This window comes from Thiohalobacter sp. IOR34 (genome assembly GCF_030406045.1).
In the GTDB taxonomy this organism is placed as follows: Bacteria; Pseudomonadota; Gammaproteobacteria; order Thiohalobacterales; family Thiohalobacteraceae.
Map to the genome: position 1 here is coordinate 1,474,121 of NZ_CP128988.1, position 22,760 is coordinate 1,496,880.

The window sequence follows — 22,760 nt, forward strand, 5'->3', positions numbered from 1 at the left end:
CCGAACCACCGGAACCCCGCTGCCATGGACAAGAAACTGCTCGACATCCTCGCCTGCCCGCTGTGCAAGGGACCGCTGGTCTACCGCAAGGCGGAGCAGGAACTGATCTGCAAGGCCGACCGCCTGGCCTTCCCGATCCGCGACGACATTCCGATCATGCTGGAGGAGGAAGCACGCCAGTTGCGGGCGGAGGAAGAGGTCGAGTGAGCCCCCGGTGAGCGAGGCCTTCCGCATCGTCATACCGGCCCGTCACGCCTCGTCGCGGCTGCCGGGCAAGCCCCTGCTGCCCCTTGCCGGGCGACCGATGCTGGAACACGTCCACCGTCTGGCGCAGCGGGCCGGTGCCGAGGCGGTAGTGATCGCCACCGACGATGCGCGCATTGAGGCGGCAGCGCGCGCCTTCGGTGCCGAGGTGCTGATGACCCGCGACGACCATCCCTCGGGCACCGACCGCCTGGCCGAGGTGGTGGAACGGCTCGACTGGCCGGAAGACGCCATCGTCGTCAACCTGCAGGGCGACGAGCCGCTGATGCCGCCGTCGCTGGTCCGCACCGTGGCAGCGGATCTGGCCCGTCATCCGGCGGCGGAGATCGCCACCCTGTGCACCCCCATCGGCCGTGCCGAGGACTTCTTCGATCCACACATCGTCAAGGTGGTCCGTGACCAGGCCGGCTATGCGCTCTATTTCAGCCGCGCGCCCATCCCCTGGGACCGCGACGAATTCGCCACCGGCAGCCGGCTGCTGCCAGCCGGCGTACCCCACCTGAGGCATATCGGCCTCTATGCCTACCGCGTCGGCTATCTGCGTCGCTACCGGAACCTGCCGGCTGCGCCCATCGAGCGCAGCGAGATGCTGGAACAACTGCGTGCCCTCTGGCACGGCACGCGCATCCACGTCGCCGAGGCGCCGGAGGAACCGGGGCCGGGCGTCGACACCCGGGCGGACCTGGAACGGGTGGCAGCCCTGCTCGGGGAATGAGGGGTATCAGTCCTGCAGGCAGTCGCGCAGGGCGAGAAAGGCGTCGCTCAGCTGGCCACTGCCGGTATAGACGGGGATGGTGAGGGTGCGGGGGACACGGCGGTTGGCCTCGCCGTACTGGTTGCCCTGGATCTCGGTCTCCCCGCAGCGGCAGCAGAGCACCACGGCCGGGCCGTCACTCAGCACCTCGAGGACCTGACAGGGTTCTTCGAGGAAATCCAGCTCACGGCCGATCCAGCGGCGCAGCTCGTCGAGGCTGATGTCCTGGGTGTGAGCATTCATGAGACTTCCGCCGTCGATCACGGTCGATCTCATGTTGAGCCATTTGGGGGGAGGGTGCAAGCGCCGGGCTATATTGCACCAAGGCAAGCTCCGTGGGGGGAGATCTGCCGAGGTGGCAGGATGGGAGTGGTCTCCCCCCTGTACCTCGATCGCGGCCTGGAGGCCGCTCCTACAGGGCAGGGCGGAACCTCTTGTTTCGTAGGATCGGCCTCCAGGCCGCGATCGGGGGATCCACGGCGGGCAATGCCCGGAGTCGATCGAACAGGCACAAAGCCGGGTTACGAGTTCCCGATCCATTTGCCAGCCTGCACGCCGATCATGCGGGCCGCCTTGGTTCGAGGAGGATCGCTCAAGATGCGAAGCCAGAGTCGGCCTGACATCGAATAGGCACGAACCGTAACCCGCCCAAGGGACCTTTCATGGCCATATCGTCCCTGTATTACAGCACGAACCCCATTCATGCGCGCCGCCTTGGTGCAATATCCGGGCTAGGGGCTGCCGACGTGGGCAGAAGGTGCCGGCAGCCCCGGCTGCGACAACAGGGATCAGCGGCTGCCGCCGCACTTGCCTTCGTTGACCTTCATATGCGAGACCCCACACTTGCCTTCCGCGGCCTCTTCCTTGTGGGAGTCCTTCATCTCATCCTTGGCCTCTTTTTCCTTGGCATCCTCGTGTTTCTCGCCCATGGCCATGGGTTCCTCGTCTTGGTGGGCGAGCTGATAGCCACGGGGCAGTTCAATCGCCTCGAAGGGATTGCTCTCCTGGGCCTGGGCGGCCGGCATCACGCCCAGTCCCAGGCCTAATAGGGTGCCCATCAGCAGGCCGTTGGTCCGCCTGTTCGTCTTGTTCTCCATGCTCGTCTGTCTCCTGTAAGCGAAGCGATTGATCGGAAGGGTGGAACCGCGAATTCCCGAAGATAGACACTGGCCATGGGACGGGGTTCCCTCTGACGACAAGAAATTTTCTTCACAGGAGCGGCGGCGGTGCGCGATCTGATAAAATTTTGCCCAGCAATGGCCGAAGCCATCCCGTTACCGTCTCTGAATGGATCCGCAAGCAATGACTATCGACAAAGAAGTTCGCGTTCTCTTCGTCTGCATGGGCAACATCTGCCGCTCACCGACCGCCCAGGGGGTGTTTGCCAGGCTCCTGGAACAAGAGGGGCTGGCCGACCGGGTGCATGTCGATTCAGCCGGCACGCACGCCTATCACGTCGGCAATCCGCCGGACGAGCGCGCCCAGGAGGCCGCCCTGCAGCGGGGCGTGGATCTGGCCGGCCAGCGGGCGCGCAAGGTGAGCGAGGAGGACTTTCGCGAGTTCGACTACGTGATCGCCATGGACAGCAGCAACTACGAGGATCTACAGGCGATCTGCGATCCCGACTATGCGGACCGCCTGCACCGTTTCATGGACTTCGCCCCCGGGATCGATGAAACAGAGGTACCGGATCCCTACTATGGGGGGCGCCAGGGTTTCAACCGGGTGCTGGATCTGATCGAGCTGGCCGCGGCCGGTCTGCTGGAAACGATCCGCCAGCGCCACGGACTCTGACACCCTCGCCCTGCCCGGGGCGAGGGTGCGGCCGTCAATCGTCGCCGGGCGTCGTAGCCGGTTTGACCACCGGGGCCTCGGCCGCCGCAGGCGCCGTTTCCGGCTTGGCTTCCGGCTTGGCTTCCGGCTTGGCTTCCGGCTTGGCTTCCGGCTTGGCTTCCGGCTTGGGTTCCGGTTTGGCCGCCGGCTTCGGGGGCGTCTGAGGAGCTGCCGGGGGTGCCGCCTGGACCACGGCGGGGGACCCCGATTCAGCCGCAGCCGGTCTTTCGACCGGCTTCGCCGCCTGGACCGGGGCGGATGCCTGTCCCCCCTCGGCCGCCGGGGTACGACCCTCGGAGCGGTCTCCTGCCGTGCTCCGGGTGTTGCCGCCCTCGGCCTGGTCGCCGCCCTTGGCGGCCGTGCCCTCGCGTCCCCGTCCGCCGGCGGAGCGGCGTCGGCCGCCGCGCCGACCGCGACGGCTGCCCCGTCCGGAACCGCGGCCCTGGCCCTGCTGTGCCCCTTCGCGACCTTCCTTCTGCGCCTCACGACCGGCAGCCCCGGCCTCGGTTGCCTGACCCTCGGCCCTGGCGGCAGGTGCCTGGGAGTCCCTGACGGTCTCGCCGCTCTCTGCGGGGCGAGGCTTGCGCTCACCCCCGCGCCGCGCCTCCTGGGGGCGGCGCCGGCCATTGCGGCTACGGCCGCCGCGGCTGCGTGGCTTGCGGCCGTTCTCCTCCCGCGCGGGTTTCTCCACGGCCTTCTCTTCTTCCTTGCTCTCGGGGAGACCGAAGAGGTTGGCCCAAAGCCGCTTGAGCAGCCCTGGCTGGGGTGCCTGGCTCTCCTTGGCCGGTGCGGGGCGCGGTGGTACGGGTGAACTCGGGGCGACCATCTTCACCGCTGGCTCCTCGCTGACCACCGGCTGGGCGATGCTCTCCAGGAGTTCGTCCTCGGCCTTTTCTTCGGGGGCCATCTGATAGCTGTGCTGGTCGCGGGTTTCGCCCACCTCGTCGGTGCGCAGGCGGCGAACCTCGTAGTGCGGCGTCTCCAGGGCCGGGCTTGGGATCAGCATCACGCTGACCTTGTAGCGCGCCTCCAGTTCATACAGCGGCTTGCGTTTCTCGTTGAGCAGGAAGGTGGCCACGTCGACCGGCAGCCGGGCGATCACCCGGGCGGTCTTCTCCTTCATGGCGTTTTCCTCGATGATGCGCAGCACCGAGAGGGCCAGGGATTCGACGCCGCGCACCGTGCCGTGGCCGTTGCAGCGCGGACAGACGATCTGGCTGGACTCGCCGAGCGAGGGGCGCAGGCGCTGGCGCGACATCTCCAGCAGGCCAAAGCGCGAGATGCGGCCCACCTGGACCCGGGCGCGGTCCATCTTCAGCGCCTCGCGCAGCCGGTTCTCGACCTCGCGCTGGTGCTTGGTCGGCGACATGTCGATGAAGTCGATGACGATCAGGCCACCGAGGTCGCGGATACGCAGCTGGCGTGCGATCTCCTCGGCCGCCTCCAGGTTGGTATTGAGTGCGGTCTCCTCGATGTCGCTGCCCTTGGTGGCACGTGCCGAGTTGATGTCGATGGAGAGCAATGCCTCGGTGTGGTCGATGACGATGGAGCCACCGGAGGGCAGGGTGACGTCTCGCTGGAAGGCGGACTCGATCTGGCTCTCGATCTGGTAGCGGGAGAACAGCGGCACCGGATCCTCGTAGCGCTTCAGCTTGTGCAGGTTGTGCGGCATCACCTGCTCCATGAACTCGCGCGCACGGGCATAGGTATCGGCGTCGTCGATCAGGATCTCGTTGATGTCGGAACGCAGGTAATCGCGCAGGGCGCGAATGATGACGTTGCTCTCCTGGTAGATGAGGAAGGGCGCCGGCCGCGATTCGGCGGCCTTCTCGATGGAGTTCCACAGCTGCAGCAGATAGTCGAGGTCCCATTGCAGTTCCTCGATGGCCCGGCCGACCCCGGCGGTACGCACGATCAGCCCCATGCCCTCGGGGATGTTCAGCGCTGCCATGGCATCGCGCACCAGATTGCGGTCGTCGCCCTCGATGCGCCGCGACACACCGCCGGCGCGCGGATTGTTGGGCATCAGGACCAGATAACGGCCGGCGAGGCTGATGAAGGTGGTCAGTGCCGCACCCTTCTGGCCGCGCTCTTCCTTCTCCACCTGGACCACCACCTCCTGGCCTTCCTTGATGGCGTCCTTGATGTTGACCCGTCCGGACTGGCTGCGCGCCGCCTCGCTGAAATAGCTGCGGGCGATCTCCTTGAGGGGCAGGAAGCCGTGACGCTCGGCGCCGTAGTCGACGAAGGCGGCCTCCAGGCTGGGTTCGACGCGGGTGATCTTGCCCTTATAGATGTTGGACTTTTTCTGTTCCCGGGAGGGGACCTCGATATCGAGATCGTAGAGTTTCTGGCCATCGACCATGGCCACGCGCAACTCTTCTGGCTGAGTTGCATTCACCAGCATTCTTTTCATAGGTAGGTTCTCTCGTACGCTCGAACCGGAGCGTCACGGACTGGTCTTCCTGACAGCGGCCACGGGGGCCGAACGCACAGCAGAACACATCGAGGAGGCGGCTCAGGGAGAGAAACGCCAGCATGCCCTCGAGGCCTGTGCCTGTGGGAGGAAACCCGGGACGAAACGCGGGAGCGTAAAAAATCATGTGCCAATAAAACCGTTTGTCGTCATGGGGCCGGCCGTTCCCGGCGCAGAATGACGGGCCGACGGGATGCCGGCCGCTGAGTGGACGGTCTCCGCCGGACCGACAGGTATGCTGCCGGATGGCCGGGATCACGGGGCTGTCAGCAGAGAGCCCCGTGCTGGTCAGGCTGGCGTTGGTCTTCCTGGAAAACAGAAGCATGAAACCAGCCGGACATCGCCGATCCGCTGCGCCCATGGCGCCCGCCGATCGGCCGAATACGCCGCCACTATAGCAATCTTCCCGCGGCACATCAAATGCTTAGCGAACGGTTCCGGGGTGATCGGACAAACCGTCGGGTGCCGCCACAACCCGGCAGGAAAGAGCTGGTATGATGCGCGCATGAAATCCAGCGAGCCGCAGGGCGGCAGCCGCGTCCGGCAGGTCACCATCGAAGCGGAACAGGCTGGCCAGCGGATCGACAATTTCCTCATGCGACACCTGAAGGGCGTGCCGCGCAGCCTGGTCTACCGGCTGCTGCGCAAGGGTCAGGTGCGAGTCAACCGCGGCCGCATCAAGCCGGAATACCGGCTACAGACCGGCGACCTGGTGCGCATCCCGCCGGTGCAGAGCCGCGAACCCGGCACGCCGCCTGGACCCGGCGCGGGGCAACGCCTGGCCGGGCGCATCCTCTACGAGGACGAGCGGCTGCTGGTGCTCGACAAGCCCTCGGGCACGGCGGTGCACGGCGGCAGCGGGCTCAGCTTCGGGGTCATCGAGGCGCTGCGGGCCAGCCGCCCGGAGGCGCGTTTCCTGGAACTGGTGCACCGCCTCGATCGCGAGACCTCGGGCTGTCTGCTGATCGCCAAGCGGCGCAGCGAGCTGCGCATGCTGCATGAACTCCTGCGTAGCGGCGCGGTCGAAAAGCGCTATCTGGCGCTGCTCAAGGGACATTGGGAAGGTGGTCCACGGACGGTGGACGTCCCCCTGCGCAAGAGCCAGTTGCGTGGTGGCGAACGCATGGTACGGGTGTCGGCAGACGGCAAGGCGGCGCGCAGCCGCTTCAGCCCGCTGACCCGGTACCGGGAGGCGACCCTGGTCGAGGTCCTGCTGGATACCGGCCGGACCCACCAGATCCGGGTCCACGCCGCCCATCTCGGCCAGCCACTGGCCGGGGACGAGAAATACGGCGACGCGGTCTTCAACCGCAGGATGCGTGAACTGGGCCTGCGGCGGTTGTTTCTGCACGCCCACAGCCTGGCCTTCACCCGTCCGGAGAGCGGTGAAGAGATTCATGTTTCTGCGCCGCTGGACGATGACCTGCGTGCCCTGCTGCAACGCCTCGAGGCGGAGCAGGACCATGGTTAGGGATCGACCCGGACAGGCCAAGGAGAAGTGAGAACTGCCATGTACGACCTGAAACTGCTGGTCTTCGACTGGGACGGCACGCTGATGGATTCGGAGGCGCAGATCGTCGGCTGCATGCAGGCCGCCATCTGCGATCTCGACCTGGAACCGCGCAGCCCGGAGCAGATCAAGGACATCATCGGCCTGGGGCTGCGCGAGGCGGTCGAGCGTCTCTATCCCGGCCAGCCTGCCGATTTCGCGACGCGCATGGCGGCCCGGTACCGCGAGCACTGGCTGGCGCGCCCCGAGGAAGCGGCCCTCTTTCCGGGCGTGGAGGAGACCCTGCGCCTGCTGCGTGAGGAGGGCTTCCAGCTGGCCGTGGCCACCGGCAAGGGCCGTCAGGGTCTGGACAAGGTGCTGGCGGCGACCGGCCTCGACGCGCTCTTTCATGCCACCCGCTGTTCGGACGAGACCCGCTCCAAGCCCCATCCGCAGATGCTCCGGGAACTGATGCAGGTCTGTGGCGCCCGTCCCGGGCAGACGCTGATGATCGGTGACACCGAGTACGACATGGCCATGGCGCGCAACGCCGGCGCCCATCCGCTGGCGGTCTCCTACGGCGTGCATGACTGGCAACGCCTGCAGCAACATCGCCCCCTGGCCTGCATCGACCAGATCACCGACCTGAACGACTGGCTGGCGGAACAGCGCTGTGACTACCAGCAGGGCGAGGCCCCGATCGTCTCGGAGGCCGGTTGACGCGAACCCCGACAGGAACACGACCATGAGTGACGCTGACTGGACCGAAGAAAAATCCTCCACCGGGGCAGAAGCCGCACGCAAGCCCGGCTGGGAACGGGAACTGGTGCAGGATCTGGCCTTCGCCGCACTCAAGGAACAGCGCCGCGCACGCCGCTGGGGCATCTTCTTCAAGCTGCTGCTGGCCGGCTATCTGCTCGCCATCCTGCTGCTGGCCCGCTTTGATCTCCAGGAGGAGATCGTGCACGGCAAGCACACCGCGCTGGTCGAACTCGACGGTATCATCGCCGCCGGCAGCGAGGCCAACGCCGACGACATCAACGCCGCCCTGCGTGACGCCTTCGAGGCGAAGCGCTCGCAGGCAGTCATCCTGCGCATCAACAGCCCGGGCGGCAGCCCGGTACAGGCGGACCAGATCTACCACGAGATCCGCCGCCTGCGCGAGCAATATCCAGACAAGCCGCTGTATGCGGTGGTCAGCGACGTCTGTGCCTCCGGCGGTTACTACGTCGCCGCGGCGGCCGACCGGATCTTCGTCAACAAGAGCAGCATCATCGGCTCCATCGGCGTGCGCATGGACGGTTTCGGATTCGTCGAGGCGATCGACAGGCTCGGCATCGAGCGCCGCCTGCTCACCGCCGGAGAACACAAGGGTCTCCTCGACCCCTTCCTGCCCGCCCGCGAGGACGAGGTGGAATTCATCAAGGGCCTGCTCCAGGAGATCCACCAGCAGTTCATCGCGGCGGTGAAGGAAGGCCGCGGTGAGCGGCTGAAGGATGACCCGCGCTTGTTCAGCGGCCTGATGTGGACCGGCAGCCAGGGCATCGAGCTGGGCCTGGCCGACGGCTTCGGCAGCGCTGGCTACGTGGCCCGCGAGGTGGTCGGCGCCGAGGACCTGCTCGACTACACCCGGCGGCCCGATTTCCTCAAACGTCTCAGCGAGCGGATCGGCGTGGCCATGGGACGCGCCCTGGTCAGCCTGCTCGGTACGGAGTCACTGCAGCTGCGCTGAGGACCGGGAGGCCTGAGACAAGAGCGTCCTCCAGACCACGATCGGGGACAAACCCTGTCTTGTCATCCCGCTCTCAGGGCAGGGGTACCCCTTCGGCCAGCAGCATGTCGGTGAGGCGGATCAGCGGCAAGCCGATCAGGGCCGTGGGGTCCTCACCCTCCAGGGCGCGAAACAGGGTGATGCCCAAGCCCTCGGACTTGAAACTGCCGGCGCAGTTGTAGGGCTGTTCCTTCTCCAGATAGCGCTCGATCTGCTCGGCACTCAGTTCCCGGAAATGCACGCGGAAGGGCACCACATCGGCCTGGACGCGCTCGCTGACGGCGTTGTACAGGCACAGCCCAGTGTGAAAGGTCACGCTGTTGCCGGCCAGCCGGCCGAGCTGTTCGTGGGCACGGGCATGGCTGCCCGGCTTGCCCAGGATCTCCCCCTCCAGCACCGCCACCTGATCGGAACCGATCACCAGCCCCTCGGGGAAATGGACAGCGCCGGCGCGGGCCTTGGCCTCGGCCAGCCGACGCACCAGATCGGGCGCCGCCTCACCCGGCTGCGCCGCCTCGTCCACCTCCGGGGCACAGACATCGAAGGGCAGGGCGAGGCGCGCCAGCAGCTCGCGGCGAAAGGGCGATGTGGAGGCAAGGATCAGGGGCAGGGGTGGCATACGGCTTCAGTCTCCTTCGATTTCCACCAGGGTCTCGTCGGGATTGACGCTGTCGCCCTTGGCGACATGGATGGCCTTCACGATGCCGCTGATCGGCGCCTGGATCTCGGTCTCCATCTTCATCGCCTCGGCGACCAGCAGCGGATCTCCGGCCTTGACCCGTGAACCGACCTCGACCAGGACATCGACGATGGTGCCGGGCATGGAGGTGGTGACATCGCCCGGTCCGCTGGCCCGGGGGCGGCGGCTGCCCTTGGGCTGGGCAGTGACCGCACCGCCCTCCGCTGCGGGCTCGATCTCTTCCAGGGATTCCACCAGCACCTCTTCCGGGACCCCGTCCACGGTCAGGTAGAAGGGGCGTTTGTCCTCGTGACCGTGACCGGCACCGGTCAGACGCACGTGGTAGGTCTCGCCGTGCAGGGTGACGTTGAACTCGGTTGGCCGCCCCTGGGCTTCACCCCTGGCGCGAGGCGGCTCCAGCGGCTCGGGTCGCAGGCTGCCTGCGGCACGCTGTTCCAGGAACTCCCGGCCCACCTCGGGGAACATGGCATAGGTCAGCACGTCCTCCTCGTTCCTCGCCAGCTCGCCGATCTCCTCGCGCAGGCGGTGCATCTCCGGCGACAGCAGATCGGCGGGACGCGTCTCGATGACGTCCTCGTTGCCGATCGCCAGCTGACGGACCATGGGGTTGACCGGCCCCGGCGCCCGCCCGTAGCGGCCCTGCAGATAGAGCTTCACTTCGTTGGTGATCGCCTTGTAACGCTCGCCGGTGAGCACGTTCATCACCGCCTGGGTGCCGACGATCTGCGAGGTGGGGGTGACCAGCGGCGGGTAGCCGAGATCCTCACGCACCCGCGGGATCTCCGCCAGCACCTCGTCGATGCGTCCCAGCTCCCCCTGTTCGCGGAGCTGGTTGTAGAGATTGGAGATCATGCCGCCCGGCACCTGATAGATCTGCACCCGGGTGTCGAGGCCGGTGCCCTCGCTCTCGAACTGGTGATACTTCCTGCGTACCTCGCGGAAATAGAAGCCGATCTCCTGCAGCAGCTCCAGGTCCAGGCCGGTGTCGTAGTCGCTGTCGGCAAGGGCTGCGACCATGCTCTCCGTCGGCGGATGGCTGGCCCCGCCGGCGAAGGCGGAGATGGCGGTATCGATGTGCAGGCAGCCGTTCTCGATGGCCTTCAACTGGCACATCTCGGCGACGCCGGCGGTGGCATGCATGTGCAGATGGACCGGCACCTGCACCGCGTCGCAGAGGGCGCGGATCAGCTCGGCGGCACGGAACGGCGTCAGCAGGCCGGCCATGTCCTTGACGGCAATGCTGTCACAGCCCATCGCCTCCAGGCGGCGGGCCATGGCGGTGAACTGCTCGATGCCGTGCACCGGACTGACGGTGTAGCAGAGGGTGCCCTGGGCATGCTTGCCGCTGGCCTTGACCGCGCGGATCGAGCTTGCCATGTTGCGCTCGTCGTTGAGCGCGTCGAAGATGCGGAACACGTCGATACCAGCGGCCGCGGCGCGTGCCACGAAGGCCTCGACCACATCGTCGGAATAGTGCCGGTAACCGAGCAGGTTCTGACCGCGCAGCAACATCTGCAGGCGGCTGTTGGGCAATGCCTCGCGCAGCCGGTGCAGACGTTCCCAGGGATCCTCCCTGAGGAAACGCAGACAGGCATCGAAGGTGGCGCCGCCCCAGACCTCCAGCGACCAGAAGCCGGCCCGTTCCAGCTTGTCGCAGATCGGCAGCATGTCCTCGGTACGCATGCGGGTGGCGATCAGTGACTGGTGGCCATCGCGTAGCACCACCTCGGTTATCTTTACCTGTGCCATAGTCGGGTCTCTGTGTCAGAAGCCGCTGTAGGCCGCGATGGCGGCCGAGATCACCGCCGCCATCTCCCGGGTCGGGCGGCTGATGCTGTAGTTGACCAGCTCCGGGTGCGCCTCGACGAAGCCGGTGTCGAAGCGCCCGGCGCGAAAGTCCGGGGTGTCGAGGATCTGCAGGTAGTAGGGGATGGTGGTCTTGACCCCGTACACCCCCATGTCGTTCAGCGCCCGCCGTGCCCGGTTCAGCACCCCCTCCCAGTCCAGCGCCCAGACCGTGAGCTTGGCGCACATGGAGTCGTAGTAGGGGGGGATGTCGTAGCCACTGTAGATGGCGGCATCGGTGCGCACCCCGGGACCGCCCGGTGCGAAGTAGCGAGTGATGCGGCCGAAGCTGGGCAGGAAGTCGTTCTGCGGATCCTCGGCATTGATGCGGAACTCCATGGCGTAGCCGCGGCGCTGCACCTCTTCCTGCCGGTAGCGCAGCGGCAGGCCGGCCGCGATGCGGATCTGCTCCTGCACGATGTCGATTCCGGTGATCACCTCGGTCACCGTGTGCTCGACCTGCAGCCGGGTGTTCATCTCCATGAAGTAGAAATTGTCCTGCTCGTCCATCAGGAACTCGACCGTGCCGGCATTCTGGTAGCCGACGGCCCGGGCGGCCCTGACGGCATGGTCGCCGATGAGCCGCCGCTGTTCGTCGCTGAGCTGGGGAGAGGGGGCGATCTCGATCAGTTTCTGGTGGCGGCGCTGGATGGAGCAGTCGCGCTCGAACAGATGAATCACGTTGCCGTGGCCGTCGGCGAGGATCTGTGCCTCGATGTGCCGCGGGTTGTCGACGCATTTTTCCAGGAACAGGTCGGCGCTGCCGAAGGCCTTGGTCGCCTCGGAGATCACCCGCTCGTAGTTGCGACGCAGATCGGCCACATCGTTGCAGCGGCGGATGCCGCGCCCGCCGCCGCCGGCGGTGGCCTTGAGCATCACCGGATAGCCGATCTCCCCGGCCAGGGCCAGGGCCTCGTCGAGACCGGACAGGTTGCCCTCGCTGCCCGGCACCACCGGCACGCCGGCTGCCTGCATGGCGCGGCGTGCCTCGATCTTGTCACCCATGCTGCGGATCACCGCCGCGTCGGGGCCGATGAAGCGGATGTTGCGTCGGGCGCAGATCTCGGCCAGCGCCGGATTCTCTGAAAGGAAACCGTAGCCGGGGTGCAGGGCATCGCAGCCGGTGGCGCTGGCCAGATTGACGATGCGGTGGGCATTGAGGTAGCCAGCCACCGAATCCGGGCCGATGTTGTAGGCCTCGTCGGCCTTCTTCACATGCAGGGCGTGGCGGTCGGCGTCGGTAAAGATGGCCACGGCGCGGATCCCCATCTCGTGGCAGGCGCGCACGATGCGCACCGCGATCTCGCCCCGGTTGGCAATTAGGATCTTTTTTATCAAGACATTAGTCCTGTTACTGGCGAATCGGCGGCCGACCCCGCAGGGACTGAAGACTTCTACGGAAAACCCCTCGGCTTGTCAACAAATCCGGACCAGGAGAAACCCCCGCTTTTCTTTTTGACACAAGCGCTTGGGAGAGATATGATGCGCGGCTTATGCAGCAACGGTTGCCGGAAAGGCTAGACCCGGTATCCCTGATCCGAAACCGCCGCCAGCTGGCGGGCCGCCTGTCGACGGCGCGCATGGCGCGCCTGACACCCCGGCTCGAAGAGCAGGACGTCGAACTCGAGGTCGAGCTCGACTTCGGCACCAGCGAGGCGGGCACCCGCTACATCGCGGGCAGGATCAGAGGTGAACTCCGGCTGCGTTGTGAACGCTGTCTGGAGCCCCTGCGTTTCCCGGTCGATCTCGATTTCCGCCTGGCGCTGATCGAAAGCGAGGCGCTGGCGGACAGGATACCGGAAGAGTTCGAGCCCCTGGTCTATGCGGGCGAGCCGCTCTCGCTCAGCGATCTGATCGAGGACGAGCTGCTGCTGGCACTGCCGATGTTCGCCGTCCATGCGGACGAAGCGGGCTGCGGCGCGCGACAGGCGCAAAGCGAACCGGAACAGGTTGCAGGGCAGCGGGACAACCCGTTTGCGGTACTGGAAAAGTTGAAGCGAGATGAGTGAGCAGGAGTAGTCCGTCATGGCAGTCCAACAGAATCGAAAGACCCCGTCCAAGCGCGGCATGCGCCGTTCGCACGACAGCCTCAAGTCCCGGGCGCTGTCCATCGAACCGACCACCGGCGAGACGCATCTGCGTCACCACATCAGCCCCGACGGCTACTATCGCGGACGCAAGGTCATCTCCCGCGACGAGGACTGAGGTCCCAGGCGCAGCCTTCCTGCGGCGTGCGGCAGCCTACCCGGCACCGCACGCCGCAACCGTTTTATGGCCGGCTGCCTGCAGCCGCAGAGCCTTGTTGAGTCCCGTCGATGAGTGACCCGATCATCATTTCACTCGATGCCATGGGCGGCGATGTCGGTCCCGACAGCGTCGTTCCCGCGGCACTGCGCATGCTCGACGCCCACGACGAGCTGGTGTTGATCCTGGTCGGCGACGAAGCAGCGCTGCACCAGCGGCTGGAGTCCCATCAACCCTACCTGCAGAACGGCCGGCTGCGCATCCAGCCCGCCACCCAGGTGGTGGAGATGGACGAACCGCCGTCGCACGCCCTGCGCTTCAAGAAGGACTCCTCGATGCGCATCGCCATCAACCTGGTCAAGGAGGGCGAGGCCCAGGCCTGTGTCAGCGCCGGCAATACCGGGGCGTTGATGGCCACTGCCCGCTACGTCCTCAAGACCCTGCCCGGCATCGACCGCCCGGCGATCCTGACCGCCATTCCCTCGATCGACGGCCACACCCTGGTGCTGGACCTCGGCGCCAACATCGACTGCACGGCGGAACAGTTGTTCCAGTTCGCGGTCATGGGCTCGGTGCTGGCCAATGCGGTGGACGGCATCGAACGGCCGCGGGTCGGCCTGCTCAACATCGGCGAGGAGGAGATCAAGGGCAACGAGCAGGTCAAGGGCGCCCACCAGTTGCTCTCCGGCAGTTCCATCAACTACATCGGCTATGTCGAGGGCGACGACGTGTACACCGGGGGCGTGGACGTGGTGGTCTGCGACGGCTTCGTCGGCAACGTGGCCCTGAAGACCAGCGAGGGCGTGGCCAAGATGATTGCCCATTTCATGAAGGAGGAGTTCAACCGCAATCTCCTCACCCGGCTCGCCGGCCTCTGCGCCCTGCCGGTACTGCGCGCCTTCCGCCGCCGGGTCGACCCGCGGCGCTACAACGGCGCCAGCCTGCTCGGCCTGCGCGGCATCGCCATCAAGAGTCACGGCGGCGCCGACGCACTGGCCTTCGCCAATGCCATCGAAGTGGCCATGGAGGAGGTCCGGCTGCAGGTGCCTGGACGTATTGCCCGACAGTTGGAAACCCTGCTCTCAGAAAGGCAAGCAGTTTGAATTACGCACGCATAACGGGCACCGGCGGCTACCTGCCTGAGAAGGTGCTGAGCAACAAGGAACTGGAGACCATGGTCGACACCAGCGACCAGTGGATCCGCGAACGTACCGGCATCGAGGAACGGCATATCGCCGCCGAGGGCGAGACCACCTGCGACCTGGCTGAACAGGCGGCACGCCGCGCCCTGCAGGCGGCCGGCCGCGAGACCGGCGAGGTCGACCTGATCATCGTCGCCACCACCACCCCGGACCGGGTGTTCCCCAGCACCGCCTGCCTGCTGCAGCAGCGCCTCGACATCCACGGTTGCGCCGCCTTCGACATCCAGGCGGTGTGCACCGGTTTCGTCTATGCGCTGGGCGTGGCCGAGAAATTCATCCGCAGCGGCAGCGTGCGCTGTGCCCTGGTGATCGGCGCCGAGACCCTGTCGCGCATCGTCGACTGGACGGACCGCAGCACCTGCGTCCTGTTCGGCGACGGCGCCGGCGCGGTGCTGCTCGAGGCCAGCGACGAACCCGGCATCCTCTCCACCCATCTGCATGCCGACGGCAGCTACGAGAGCCTGCTCACCGTGCCGGCCGGCATCTCCCAGGGCTACGACAAGGTCCGCCAGGGTGAGGCCTTCATGCAGATGAAGGGCAACGAGGTGTTCAAGATGGCAGTCAACACCCTGGGCCGCATCGTCGACGAAACCCTGGCCGCCAACGACCTGGACAAGTCGGACATCGACTGGCTGGTGCCGCACCAGGCCAACATCCGCATCATCAACGCCACCGCCCGCAAGCTGAAAATGACCACTGAACGGGTGGTGATCACCGTCGACCGTCACGGCAACACCTCCGCTGCCTCGGTGCCATTGGCGCTGGACACTGCAGTACGCGACGGACGCATCCAGCGCGGCGAGACCGTGCTGATGGAGGCCTTCGGCGGCGGTTTCACCTGGGGATCGGTGTTGCTGAAATATTGAATGATCAAAACCTCATTATTTATTAGCCACGGAAAACACGGAAAGCACGGAAAAGCCCTTTGGTCTTGTGCCTTGCCACGCCCTGACGCGGCGAGGCTAAAAAATCATTTTTCCGTGCTTCCGTATTTTCCGTGGCCATGAATCAAAAGACAGCCTGTTGAAACAGTGGAAGCGGACATGAACAAACTGGCAATCGTCTTTCCCGGCCAGGGCTCGCAGAGCGTCGGCATGCTGGCCGCTCTGGCCGAGGCCTTCCCCCTGGTGCGGCACACCTTTGAAGAGGCCTCGGACGCGCTGGGCTACGACCTGTGGCGGCTGGCCCAGGAGGGGCCGGCCGAGGCGCTCAACCAGACCGACCGCACCCAGCCGGCGATGCTGGCGGCGGGGGTGGCCGTGTGGCGGGTCTGGCAGGAGCAGGGCGGCGCAACACCGGCGCTGATGGCCGGCCACAGCCTGGGCGAATACAGCGCCCTGGTCTGCGCCGGCAGCCTCGACTTCGCCGATGCCGTGAAACTGGTCGAGGAACGTGGCCGTCGCATGCAGGAGGCCGTGCCGGCGGGCAGTGGCGCCATGGCCGCCATCCTCGGCCTGGACGACGAACAGGTGCGCAGCCTCTGCGAGCAGGCCGCCGAGGGCGAGGTGGTGGCGCCGGTCAACTTCAATTCGCCGGGACAGGTGGTGATCGCCGGCCAGAGCAGTGCGGTGGAGCGTGCCATCGGCCTGGCCAAGTCGGCCGGTGCCAAGCGCGCCATTCCGCTGCCGGTCAGCGTGCCCTCGCACTGCAGCCTGATGCAGCCGGCGGCCGAGGCCTTTGCCGAGACCCTGGCCCGGACAACCCTGGCCACACCCCGCATCCCGGTGATCCACAACGCCGACGTCGCTGCCTACGACGATCCGGCCCGGATCCGCGACGCCCTGGTGCGCCAGTTGTACAATCCGGTGCGCTGGGTGGAAACCATCCAGGCCATGGCCGGGCAGGGCATCGACCACCTGGTCGAGGCCGGACCGGGCAAGGTGCTGGTCGGCCTCAACAAGCGAATCGACAAGGGCATGCAGGCCCTGCCGGTGTTCGATCCGGACAGCCTGGCCGCCGCCCTCCAGGCCTGAAGCGCCGCCCCTACCAACCTACAGCCAAGGAGTCCGACGACCATGTCGCTGCAAGACGAGATTGCCCTGGTCACTGGTGCCAGCCGAGGCATTGGCCGCGCCATCGCCCTGGAACTCGGCCACCGCGGAGCCACCGTGGTCGGCACCGCCACCTCGGAGGCGGGTGCCACCGCCATCGACGAGGCCTTTGCCACGGCCGGCGTGAAGGGCGCCGGGCGGGTACTGGACGTCACCGATCCTGCCTCGGTCGATGCCCTGCTCAAATCCATGGGCGACGACTTCGGCGCCCCCAGCATCCTGGTCAACAACGCCGGCATCACCCGCGACAATCTGCTGATGCGCATGAAGCCGGAGGAATGGGATGCCGTGATCGACACCAACCTCAGTTCGGTGTTCCGTCTCAGCAAGGCCTGCCTGCGCGCCATGATGAAGGCGCGCCATGGTCGCATCATCAACATCGCCTCGGTGGTCGGTGCCACCGGCAATGCGGGACAGGCCAACTACGCTGCGGCCAAGGCCGGCATGATCGGCTTCGCCAAGTCGCTGGCCCGCGAGGTGGGTTCACGCGGCATCACGGTCAACACCGTTGCCCCCGGTTTCATCGACACCGACATGACCCGCGCCCTGTCCGAGGAGCAGCGCCAGGCGCTGCTCGGTGAGATCCCGCTCGGCCGTCTCGGCGACGCGGCGGACATCGCCCAGGCGGTGGCCTTCCTGGCCTCGCCGCAGGCGGCCTACATCACCGGCGAAACCCTGCACGTCAATGGCGGCATGTACATGGCCTGAGACGGTGACCTGTTGTCAATCCGGCCAGGGCCTGTTGACACGATCCCAATGGGCTCTGTTGCACCTGAAAAAGCGCCAATCGAGGCGCGAGGAGAGAGGTTTGGTGACGCCAAATGAACGACGAGCAACGCGGAGTGGCGCTTTTTCAGGCGCAACCCGCAGGGCTGGGGCTCTTTTCCCGCCCAGCGGCGTTATCATTCGCTCAGGTAGACTGACTACAGCTCGCTCGTTCTGCCTTGCTGGACGAAAAAAGAGCCCCGGCAGAACCCATTGGGATCGTGTTAACAGGCCCTAAGGAACGCCCTGCATATTGTTGTTATCCATCAGGTTTACAGGCCGCCTGCAGGCCTGCAGGCGAACCGCCCGACCGAGGTCAAGCCTTGCTGTAAATCAACGTGTTATCACTGGATAACGGATACGCTTTTCACTACAATACCGGCCGCAGCTCAAGCTGCCTGAATTCTCGGAGGAACTACCTGTCATGAGTAACGTTGAAGAACGCGTCAAGAAAATCGTTGTTGAACAGCTGGGTGTCAAGGAAGATGAAGTCAACAACGCATCATCCTTCGTCGATGATCTGGGCGCCGACTCGCTGGATACCGTTGAGCTGGTGATGGCTCTCGAAGAGGAATTCGAATGCGAGATTCCCGACGAGGAAGCCGAGAAGATCACCACCGTTCAGCAGGCCATCGACTACATCAACGCCCATCTGGGCTGATCTCGAAGGCCACACGCAACCCGCCGCTACCACGTCCAGTGGTCGCGGCATTTTTCTGTTGCAATTCCTGAACCAGAAAAAGGGATGGAGTCTTGTCTAAACGACGTGTCGTAATCACAGGTCTGGGGATCGTTTCGCCGGTCGGCAGCAGCATTTCCAGGGCTTGGGAAAACATCGTCGCCGGCCGCGGCGGCATCCGCATGATCGAGAGCTTCGACACCTCGGCCTATCCGGTACGCTTCGCCGGCACCGTGATCGATTTCGAGGTCAGTGATTACCTGTCGGGCAAGGACGCACGCAAGATGGATCCCTTCATCCACTACGGCATGGCCGCCGGCGCCCAGGCGCTGGCCGATTCCGGGCTGGAGATCACCGAGGCCAATGCCGGGCGCATCGGTGTCGCCATCGGTTCGGGCATCGGCGGCCTGACCACCATCGAGGTCAACCACAGCAATCTGCTGGAGAAGGGGCCGCGCAAGATGTCGCCCTTCTTCGTGCCTGCCAGCATCATCAACATGATCTCCGGCAACTTCTCCATCCAGCATGGCCTGAAGGGGCCGAACATCGCCATCGTCACCGCCTGCACCACCGGCACCCACAACATCGGCCAGGCGGCACGCTTCATCGCCTACGGCGACGCCGACGTAATGGTCGCCGGCGGCGCGGAGAAGGCCAGCACGCCGCTGGGCATGGGCGGCTTCGCCGCGGCCCGCGCCCTGTCGACGCGCAACGAGGATCCGCAGACGGCCAGCCGTCCCTGGGACAAGGACCGCGACGGTTTCGTGCTCGGCGACGGTGCCGGAGTGATGGTGCTGGAGGAACTGGAACACGCCCGGGCCCGTGGCGCGACCATCTATGCCGAGGTGGTCGGCTACGGCATGAGCGGCGACGCCTGCCACATGACCCAGCCGGCCGTCGGCGGCGAAGGCGCGCGGCGCTGCATGCTGGAGGCGCTGCGCGATGCCGGCCTGGCGCCGGAGGACGTCGACTACATCAACGCCCACGGCACCTCCACCCCGGCCGGCGACAAGGCCGAGACCGAGGCCATCAAATCCGCGCTGGGCGATCACGCTCGCCGCGTCGCGGTCAGCTCCACCAAGTCCATGACCGGCCATCTGCTCGGCGCAGCCGGTGGTGTGGAGGCGATCTTCACCGCGCTGGCGATCCGCGACCAGGTCGCGCCGCCCACCATCAACTACTTCACCCCGGACCCGGAGTGCGACCTCGACTACGTGCCCAACGAGGCACGGCAGATGGAGATCGATGTGGCCCTGTCCAACTCCTTCGGTTTCGGCGGCACCAACGGCACCCTGGTGCTGCGCCGCTTCCGCTGAGGCGGCCGGCCGCGCCCCATGGCGCCGAGCGAAACGCCCCCCATCGTCCAGCAGCTGCCGGGCACTGTCGACCTGCTGACCCTCCACGACTACCGGCCACAGCGCTACCCGTACCTGCTGGAGAGCCGTGCCCGCGGGCCCCAGGCCCGCTTCGACATACTCTTCGCCCTGCCGGGCGAACGCCTGACCCTGTACGGCGACGGCCGGCTGGAGGGCGCCGCACGGCCCGGTAACGACTTCCTCACCGCCCTCGACGCGGCCTGGCAGGCCGAACAGCAGCCGACCGGCGACGACCGCCTGCCGTTCCAGGGTGGCTGGTTCCTGTTTCTCGGCTATGAACTGGCCGGCCAGATCGAACGGCGCCTGGCGCTGCCCCGCTGTGCGCCCGACGAGATCGTCGCCCAGGCGGTGCGCTTCCGCAGCGCCCTGATCCTCGACCACCGGCACAAGCAGACCCTGCTGCTGGCCGAGACCGGACAGGAGGCTGCCCTGGCGCAGATGCGCGAGGATCTCGCCGCCATCCAGGCGATGGCGCCGCACAGGGCGGAGACCTCGCCAACGGCCAGCGTGGCGGAAGAGGAACCCGCGCGCTATGTCGGCGCGGTACGCCGCACCCTGGACTACATCCGTGACGGCGACGTCTTCCAGGCCAACCTGTCCCGCCTGTGGCAGGCGCAACTGGCCACGGCCTGCCCGCCGTCGGCTCTCTACCGGCGACTGCGTCAGGCCAACCCCGGCCCCTTCAACGGCCTTGCCACCTGGGACGACCGGGCGGTGATCAGCAGCTCGCCGGAACGACTGGTCGAGGTGCGCAATGGCCGCATCGCCACCCGCCCCATCGCCGGCACCCGGCCGCGCGGGGAGGACCTGGGCAGCGACGAGGGACTGTCCACCGAGCTGCTCGGCCATCCCAAGGAACGGGCCGAGCACATCATGCTCATCGATCTGGAGCGCAATGATCTCGGACGGGTCTGTGTGCCGGGCAGCATCGAGGTCGACGAACTGATGACGCTGGAATCCTATGCCCACGTCCACCACATCGTCTCCAATGTGCAGGGGCGGCTGCGGCCCGGGGTCACGCCGGGCGGGGTGATCCGTGCCCTGTTCCCCGGTGGCACCATCACCGGCTGTCCCAAGGTGCGCTGCATGGAGATCATCGCCGAACTGGAAGCACGACCGCGTGGCGCCTATACCGGTTCCATGGGCTATCTCAACCGCGACGGCAGCCTGGACCTCAACATCCTCATCCGCACCCTCGAACAGCGCGGCCGGCACATCGCGTTCCGCGCCGGCGCCGGGATCGTCGCCGACTCGGATCCGGGACGCGAGCTGGAGGAGACCCGGGCCAAGGCGCGAGGCCTGCTGCTGGCGCTGGGCAGCGGCGGGAACTGATGGGGTACACTCGGCCCATGTCGGAATCCCTGGCCTGTCTCGTCAACGGCATCGAGTGCCGCAAGCTGCCGCTGGCCGACCGTGGCCTGCACTATGGCGACGGCCTGTTCGAGACCCTGGCCGTGCGCAACGGCCGGATCGAGCTGTTCGATGCCCACCTGGATCGCCTCACCGAGGGCTGCCGGCGGCTGGGCCTCCCCCTGCCGGACCGCTCGCTGCTGGCCGCCGAGGCCGGTCGGCTCAGCGCCGGCCGGGCGGCGGCAGTGCTGAAGATCATCCTCACCCGCGGTTCGGGAGGGCGCGGTTACCGGCCGCCATCGACCGTCGCCGCAACCCGTATCCTCTGCCTGCTGTCCTGGCCGGAACGCGACGCGGCGCTCTGGCGACAGGGGGTGCGCCTGCGCCGCTGCCGGACCCGGCTCGGCCTCAATCCGGCACTGGCCGGGATCAAACACCTCAACCGCCTGGAACAGGTGCTGGCGCGCAGCGAGTGGGACAACGACGACTTCGAGGAGGGTCTGATGCTCGACGTCGAGGGACGGGTGGTGGAAGGCATCAGCAGTAACGTCTTTTTCGTCACCGGCGGTGAGCTGGTGACGCCGGCGATCGACACCTGCGGCGTGGCGGGGGTGATGCGCGCCACCCTGATCGAGCTGGCCCGCGAACGGGGGATCGCCTGTCAGGAGCGACCGGTGGCGGACAGCGAACTGGCCGGCTTCGAGGGCGCCCTGGTCAGCAACAGCCTGATCGGGCTCTGGCCGGTGCGCAGCATCGATGACCGGAACTATGCCGTTCCGCCGCTGGCCGGCGAGCTGCAGGCCGCGCTGTTCGAACGACTCGGCCGCCCCCTGCCGGCAGGGGAGGAAACGACATGAGCCCCGAGCTGCGACGCCGCCTGGGCCTGCTGCTCGGACTGGCGGTCCTGCTCGGCGCTCTCGCGGCGGGCTGGTTGGCCATGGACTACCGCGACTTCACCCGCACCCCGCTGATGGTGGCGGAGAGGGGCTATCTGTTCGAGATCGAACCGGGCAGCTCGCTACGCCGTGTCGCCGACCGGCTGGCCCGCGACAGGGTGCTCCGGAGGCCGCATTATCTGGTCTGGCTGGCACGCCGCGAGGGACTGGCGGGACGGATCCAGGCCGGCGAATACCGCATCGATCCCGGCACCCGCCCGGCCGAACTGCTCGCCCAGCTGGTTGCCGGACGGGTGGTGCAGCACCCGGTCACCATCGTCGAGGGCTGGACCTTCCGTGAACTGCGCGTCTACCTGGACAGTCTCGACACCCTGCAGCACGAACTGCGCGGCCTGGACGACGCCGCCGTGATGCAGCGTATCGGGCAGCCGGGTCTGCATCCCGAAGGCCGCTTCCTGCCCGACACCTATCATTTTCCGCGCGGCGCCCGCGACAGCGAGGTACTGCGCCGCGCCTTCGACGCCATGCAGAAGACCCTGCAGCAGGAATGGGCGACACGGGACGAGGGCCTGCCGCTGAAAACCCCCTACGAGGCGCTGATCCTGGCCTCCATCGTGGAGAAGGAGACGGCACTGCCCGAAGAGCGGCCGCAGATCGCCGGGGTGTTCATCCGTCGCCTGCGCAAGGGCATGCGCCTGCAGACCGACCCTACGGTGATCTACGGCCTGGGCGCCGACTTCGATGGCAACATCCGCTACCGCGACCTGCGCCGCGATACGCCCTACAACACCTACCTGAACAAGGGGCTGCCGCCCACCCCGATCGCCCTGCCGGGCGTGGACGCCATTCGCGCCGTGCTCCACCCCGCGCCGGGCAAGGCGCTCTACTTCGTCGCCCGCGGCGATGGCAGCCATCAGTTTTCGGCCACCCTGCAGGAGCACAACCGGGCAGTGCGCCGCTACCAATTGAAGCGCTGACGATTGGCATCTGGCCCCCTGCAGGCTGGCGACAGGCACAGCAGAGGAAGCTGAATATGATCCGCTTCAGGCTATCCATCTTTGGCCG

At 66.6% G+C, this 22,760-nt stretch carries 24 protein-coding genes; 17 read left to right on the top strand and 7 right to left on the bottom strand.

Going from position 1 to position 22,760, the window contains the following annotated elements:
- Positions 1-24: 24 nt before the first annotated feature.
- Together QVG61_RS06785 and kdsB are read left to right on the top strand one after the other, a co-directional pair.
- Entirely contained in the window at positions 25-207 is a 183-nt protein-coding gene (locus tag QVG61_RS06785) for a Trm112 family protein (protein WP_289932656.1), read from the top strand.
- 7 nt (positions 208-214) lie between these two features.
- A complete protein-coding gene (kdsB, locus tag QVG61_RS06790) occupies positions 215-979 on the top strand; it encodes a 3-deoxy-manno-octulosonate cytidylyltransferase (RefSeq protein ID WP_289932657.1) in 765 nt (254 codons plus the stop codon).
- Between the two features lie 6 nt (positions 980-985).
- On the opposite strand, the gene QVG61_RS06795 is transcribed toward kdsB, so the two are convergent.
- A complete protein-coding gene (locus QVG61_RS06795; protein ID WP_289932659.1) occupies positions 986-1,261 on the bottom strand; it encodes a hypothetical protein in 276 nt (91 codons plus the stop codon).
- A gap of 545 nt (positions 1,262-1,806) precedes the next feature.
- Positions 1,807-2,115: a hypothetical protein gene (locus QVG61_RS06800; protein ID WP_289932661.1), complete on the bottom strand. Its 309-nt coding sequence runs from the start codon at positions 2,113-2,115 to the stop codon at positions 1,807-1,809.
- A gap of 205 nt (positions 2,116-2,320) precedes the next feature.
- On the opposite strand from QVG61_RS06800, the gene QVG61_RS06805 reads away from it, so the two are divergent.
- Positions 2,321-2,812, top strand: a complete 492-nt coding sequence (locus QVG61_RS06805) for a low molecular weight protein-tyrosine-phosphatase (protein WP_289932664.1) — start codon at positions 2,321-2,323, stop codon at positions 2,810-2,812.
- Positions 2,813-2,846: 34 nt separating this feature from the next.
- Here QVG61_RS06805 and rne read toward each other — a convergent pair whose 3' ends face one another.
- A complete protein-coding gene (rne, locus tag QVG61_RS06810) occupies positions 2,847-5,267 on the bottom strand; it encodes a ribonuclease E (protein WP_289932666.1) in 2,421 nt (806 codons plus the stop codon).
- A gap of 565 nt (positions 5,268-5,832) precedes the next feature.
- Between rne and rluC the strand changes: the two genes are divergently transcribed.
- The 3 genes from rluC to QVG61_RS06825 are packed head-to-tail and all read left to right on the top strand — an operon-like array spanning position 5,833 to position 8,548.
- Positions 5,833-6,798, top strand: a complete 966-nt coding sequence (gene rluC, locus QVG61_RS06815) for a 23S rRNA pseudouridine(955/2504/2580) synthase RluC (protein ID WP_289932667.1) — start codon at positions 5,833-5,835, stop codon at positions 6,796-6,798.
- A 39-nt stretch (positions 6,799-6,837) separates the two neighbouring features.
- Positions 6,838-7,536, top strand: a complete 699-nt coding sequence (locus tag QVG61_RS06820) for an HAD-IA family hydrolase (protein WP_289929863.1) — start codon at positions 6,838-6,840, stop codon at positions 7,534-7,536.
- Positions 7,537-7,561: 25 nt separating this feature from the next.
- Entirely contained in the window at positions 7,562-8,548 is a 987-nt protein-coding gene (locus QVG61_RS06825; protein WP_289929864.1) for a S49 family peptidase, read from the top strand.
- A gap of 73 nt (positions 8,549-8,621) precedes the next feature.
- Here the strand turns inward: QVG61_RS06825 and QVG61_RS06830 are convergent, their stop codons facing one another.
- Genes QVG61_RS06830 through QVG61_RS06840 form a run of 3 tightly spaced genes read right to left on the bottom strand, consistent with a single transcriptional unit; the run spans position 8,622 to position 12,470 of the window.
- Positions 8,622-9,206, bottom strand: a complete 585-nt coding sequence (locus QVG61_RS06830) for a Maf family protein (RefSeq protein WP_289929865.1) — start codon at positions 9,204-9,206, stop codon at positions 8,622-8,624.
- 6 nt (positions 9,207-9,212) lie between these two features.
- On the bottom strand, positions 9,213-11,036 hold the full coding sequence (gene oadA / locus QVG61_RS06835; RefSeq protein ID WP_289929866.1) for a sodium-extruding oxaloacetate decarboxylase subunit alpha: 1,824 nt from the start codon (positions 11,034-11,036) through the stop codon (positions 9,213-9,215).
- Positions 11,037-11,051: 15 nt separating this feature from the next.
- A complete protein-coding gene (locus tag QVG61_RS06840; protein WP_289929867.1) occupies positions 11,052-12,470 on the bottom strand; it encodes an acetyl-CoA carboxylase biotin carboxylase subunit in 1,419 nt (472 codons plus the stop codon).
- A 155-nt stretch (positions 12,471-12,625) separates the two neighbouring features.
- On the opposite strand from QVG61_RS06840, the gene QVG61_RS06845 reads away from it, so the two are divergent.
- From QVG61_RS06845 to acpP, 7 genes are all read left to right on the top strand, one after another.
- A complete protein-coding gene (locus QVG61_RS06845) occupies positions 12,626-13,141 on the top strand; it encodes a YceD family protein (RefSeq protein WP_289929868.1) in 516 nt (171 codons plus the stop codon).
- A gap of 16 nt (positions 13,142-13,157) precedes the next feature.
- A complete protein-coding gene (gene rpmF / locus QVG61_RS06850; RefSeq protein WP_289929869.1) occupies positions 13,158-13,337 on the top strand; it encodes a 50S ribosomal protein L32 in 180 nt (59 codons plus the stop codon).
- A 110-nt stretch (positions 13,338-13,447) separates the two neighbouring features.
- Complete coding sequence (plsX, locus tag QVG61_RS06855) at positions 13,448-14,479, top strand: phosphate acyltransferase PlsX (protein WP_289929870.1); 1,032 nt, start codon at positions 13,448-13,450, stop codon at positions 14,477-14,479.
- The gene (locus QVG61_RS06860; RefSeq protein ID WP_289929871.1) at positions 14,476-15,444 is read left to right on the top strand and encodes a beta-ketoacyl-ACP synthase III; all 969 of its coding nucleotides are present in this window, start codon (positions 14,476-14,478) and stop codon (positions 15,442-15,444) included. The genes plsX and QVG61_RS06860 overlap by 4 nt, the downstream gene beginning before the upstream one ends.
- A gap of 177 nt (positions 15,445-15,621) precedes the next feature.
- A complete protein-coding gene (gene fabD / locus QVG61_RS06865; protein WP_289929872.1) occupies positions 15,622-16,551 on the top strand; it encodes an ACP S-malonyltransferase in 930 nt (309 codons plus the stop codon).
- A 42-nt stretch (positions 16,552-16,593) separates the two neighbouring features.
- The gene (fabG, locus tag QVG61_RS06870) at positions 16,594-17,337 is read left to right on the top strand and encodes a 3-oxoacyl-ACP reductase FabG (RefSeq protein WP_289929873.1); all 744 of its coding nucleotides are present in this window, start codon (positions 16,594-16,596) and stop codon (positions 17,335-17,337) included.
- Positions 17,338-17,818: 481 nt separating this feature from the next.
- The gene (acpP, locus tag QVG61_RS06875) at positions 17,819-18,055 is read left to right on the top strand and encodes an acyl carrier protein (RefSeq protein ID WP_289929874.1); all 237 of its coding nucleotides are present in this window, start codon (positions 17,819-17,821) and stop codon (positions 18,053-18,055) included.
- Here the strand turns inward: acpP and QVG61_RS06880 are convergent.
- Positions 18,036-18,275, bottom strand: coding sequence for a hypothetical protein (locus QVG61_RS06880; RefSeq protein WP_289932805.1), 240 nt, complete (start codon positions 18,273-18,275; stop codon positions 18,036-18,038). The two genes, acpP and QVG61_RS06880, sit on opposite strands and share 20 nt — an antisense overlap.
- Between QVG61_RS06880 and fabF the strand changes: the two genes are divergently transcribed.
- The 4 genes from fabF to mltG are packed head-to-tail and all read left to right on the top strand — an operon-like array spanning position 18,169 to position 22,672.
- Entirely contained in the window at positions 18,169-19,389 is a 1,221-nt protein-coding gene (gene fabF / locus QVG61_RS06885; protein WP_289932737.1) for a beta-ketoacyl-ACP synthase II, read from the top strand. The two genes, QVG61_RS06880 and fabF, sit on opposite strands and share 107 nt — an antisense overlap.
- 18 nt (positions 19,390-19,407) lie before the next feature.
- Entirely contained in the window at positions 19,408-20,781 is a 1,374-nt protein-coding gene (locus tag QVG61_RS06890) for an aminodeoxychorismate synthase component I (protein ID WP_289929875.1), read from the top strand.
- A 17-nt stretch (positions 20,782-20,798) separates the two neighbouring features.
- The gene (pabC, locus tag QVG61_RS06895) at positions 20,799-21,656 is read left to right on the top strand and encodes an aminodeoxychorismate lyase (protein WP_289929876.1); all 858 of its coding nucleotides are present in this window, start codon (positions 20,799-20,801) and stop codon (positions 21,654-21,656) included.
- A complete protein-coding gene (mltG, locus tag QVG61_RS06900) occupies positions 21,653-22,672 on the top strand; it encodes an endolytic transglycosylase MltG (protein ID WP_289929877.1) in 1,020 nt (339 codons plus the stop codon). Before pabC ends, mltG begins: the two co-directional genes overlap by 4 nt.
- The last annotated feature ends 88 nt before the right edge of the window (positions 22,673-22,760 follow it).

Excerpts from the sequence above, each read along its gene's own strand:
- QVG61_RS06785 (WP_289932656.1), top strand. The coding sequence starts at position 25 with ATGGACAAGAAACTGCTCGACATCCTCGCCTGCCCGCTGTGCAAGGGA.
- QVG61_RS06795 (WP_289932659.1), bottom strand. The coding sequence starts at position 1,261 with ATGAATGCTCACACCCAGGACATCAGCCTCGACGAGCTGCGCCGCTGG.
- QVG61_RS06800 (WP_289932661.1), bottom strand. The coding sequence starts at position 2,115 with ATGGAGAACAAGACGAACAGGCGGACCAACGGCCTGCTGATGGGCACC.
- QVG61_RS06805 (WP_289932664.1), top strand. The coding sequence starts at position 2,321 with ATGACTATCGACAAAGAAGTTCGCGTTCTCTTCGTCTGCATGGGCAAC.
- rne (WP_289932666.1), bottom strand. The coding sequence starts at position 5,267 with ATGAAAAGAATGCTGGTGAATGCAACTCAGCCAGAAGAGTTGCGCGTG.
- rluC (WP_289932667.1), top strand. The coding sequence starts at position 5,833 with ATGAAATCCAGCGAGCCGCAGGGCGGCAGCCGCGTCCGGCAGGTCACC.
- QVG61_RS06820 (WP_289929863.1), top strand. The coding sequence starts at position 6,838 with ATGTACGACCTGAAACTGCTGGTCTTCGACTGGGACGGCACGCTGATG.
- QVG61_RS06825 (WP_289929864.1), top strand. The coding sequence starts at position 7,562 with ATGAGTGACGCTGACTGGACCGAAGAAAAATCCTCCACCGGGGCAGAA.
- QVG61_RS06830 (WP_289929865.1), bottom strand. The coding sequence starts at position 9,206 with ATGCCACCCCTGCCCCTGATCCTTGCCTCCACATCGCCCTTTCGCCGC.
- oadA (WP_289929866.1), bottom strand. The coding sequence starts at position 11,036 with ATGGCACAGGTAAAGATAACCGAGGTGGTGCTACGCGATGGCCACCAG.
- QVG61_RS06845 (WP_289929868.1), top strand. The coding sequence starts at position 12,626 with ATGCAGCAACGGTTGCCGGAAAGGCTAGACCCGGTATCCCTGATCCGA.
- rpmF (WP_289929869.1), top strand. The coding sequence starts at position 13,158 with ATGGCAGTCCAACAGAATCGAAAGACCCCGTCCAAGCGCGGCATGCGC.
- plsX (WP_289929870.1), top strand. The coding sequence starts at position 13,448 with ATGAGTGACCCGATCATCATTTCACTCGATGCCATGGGCGGCGATGTC.
- fabD (WP_289929872.1), top strand. The coding sequence starts at position 15,622 with ATGAACAAACTGGCAATCGTCTTTCCCGGCCAGGGCTCGCAGAGCGTC.
- fabG (WP_289929873.1), top strand. The coding sequence starts at position 16,594 with ATGTCGCTGCAAGACGAGATTGCCCTGGTCACTGGTGCCAGCCGAGGC.
- acpP (WP_289929874.1), top strand. The coding sequence starts at position 17,819 with ATGAGTAACGTTGAAGAACGCGTCAAGAAAATCGTTGTTGAACAGCTG.
- QVG61_RS06890 (WP_289929875.1), top strand. The coding sequence starts at position 19,408 with ATGGCGCCGAGCGAAACGCCCCCCATCGTCCAGCAGCTGCCGGGCACT.
- pabC (WP_289929876.1), top strand. The coding sequence starts at position 20,799 with ATGTCGGAATCCCTGGCCTGTCTCGTCAACGGCATCGAGTGCCGCAAG.
- mltG (WP_289929877.1), top strand. The coding sequence starts at position 21,653 with ATGAGCCCCGAGCTGCGACGCCGCCTGGGCCTGCTGCTCGGACTGGCG.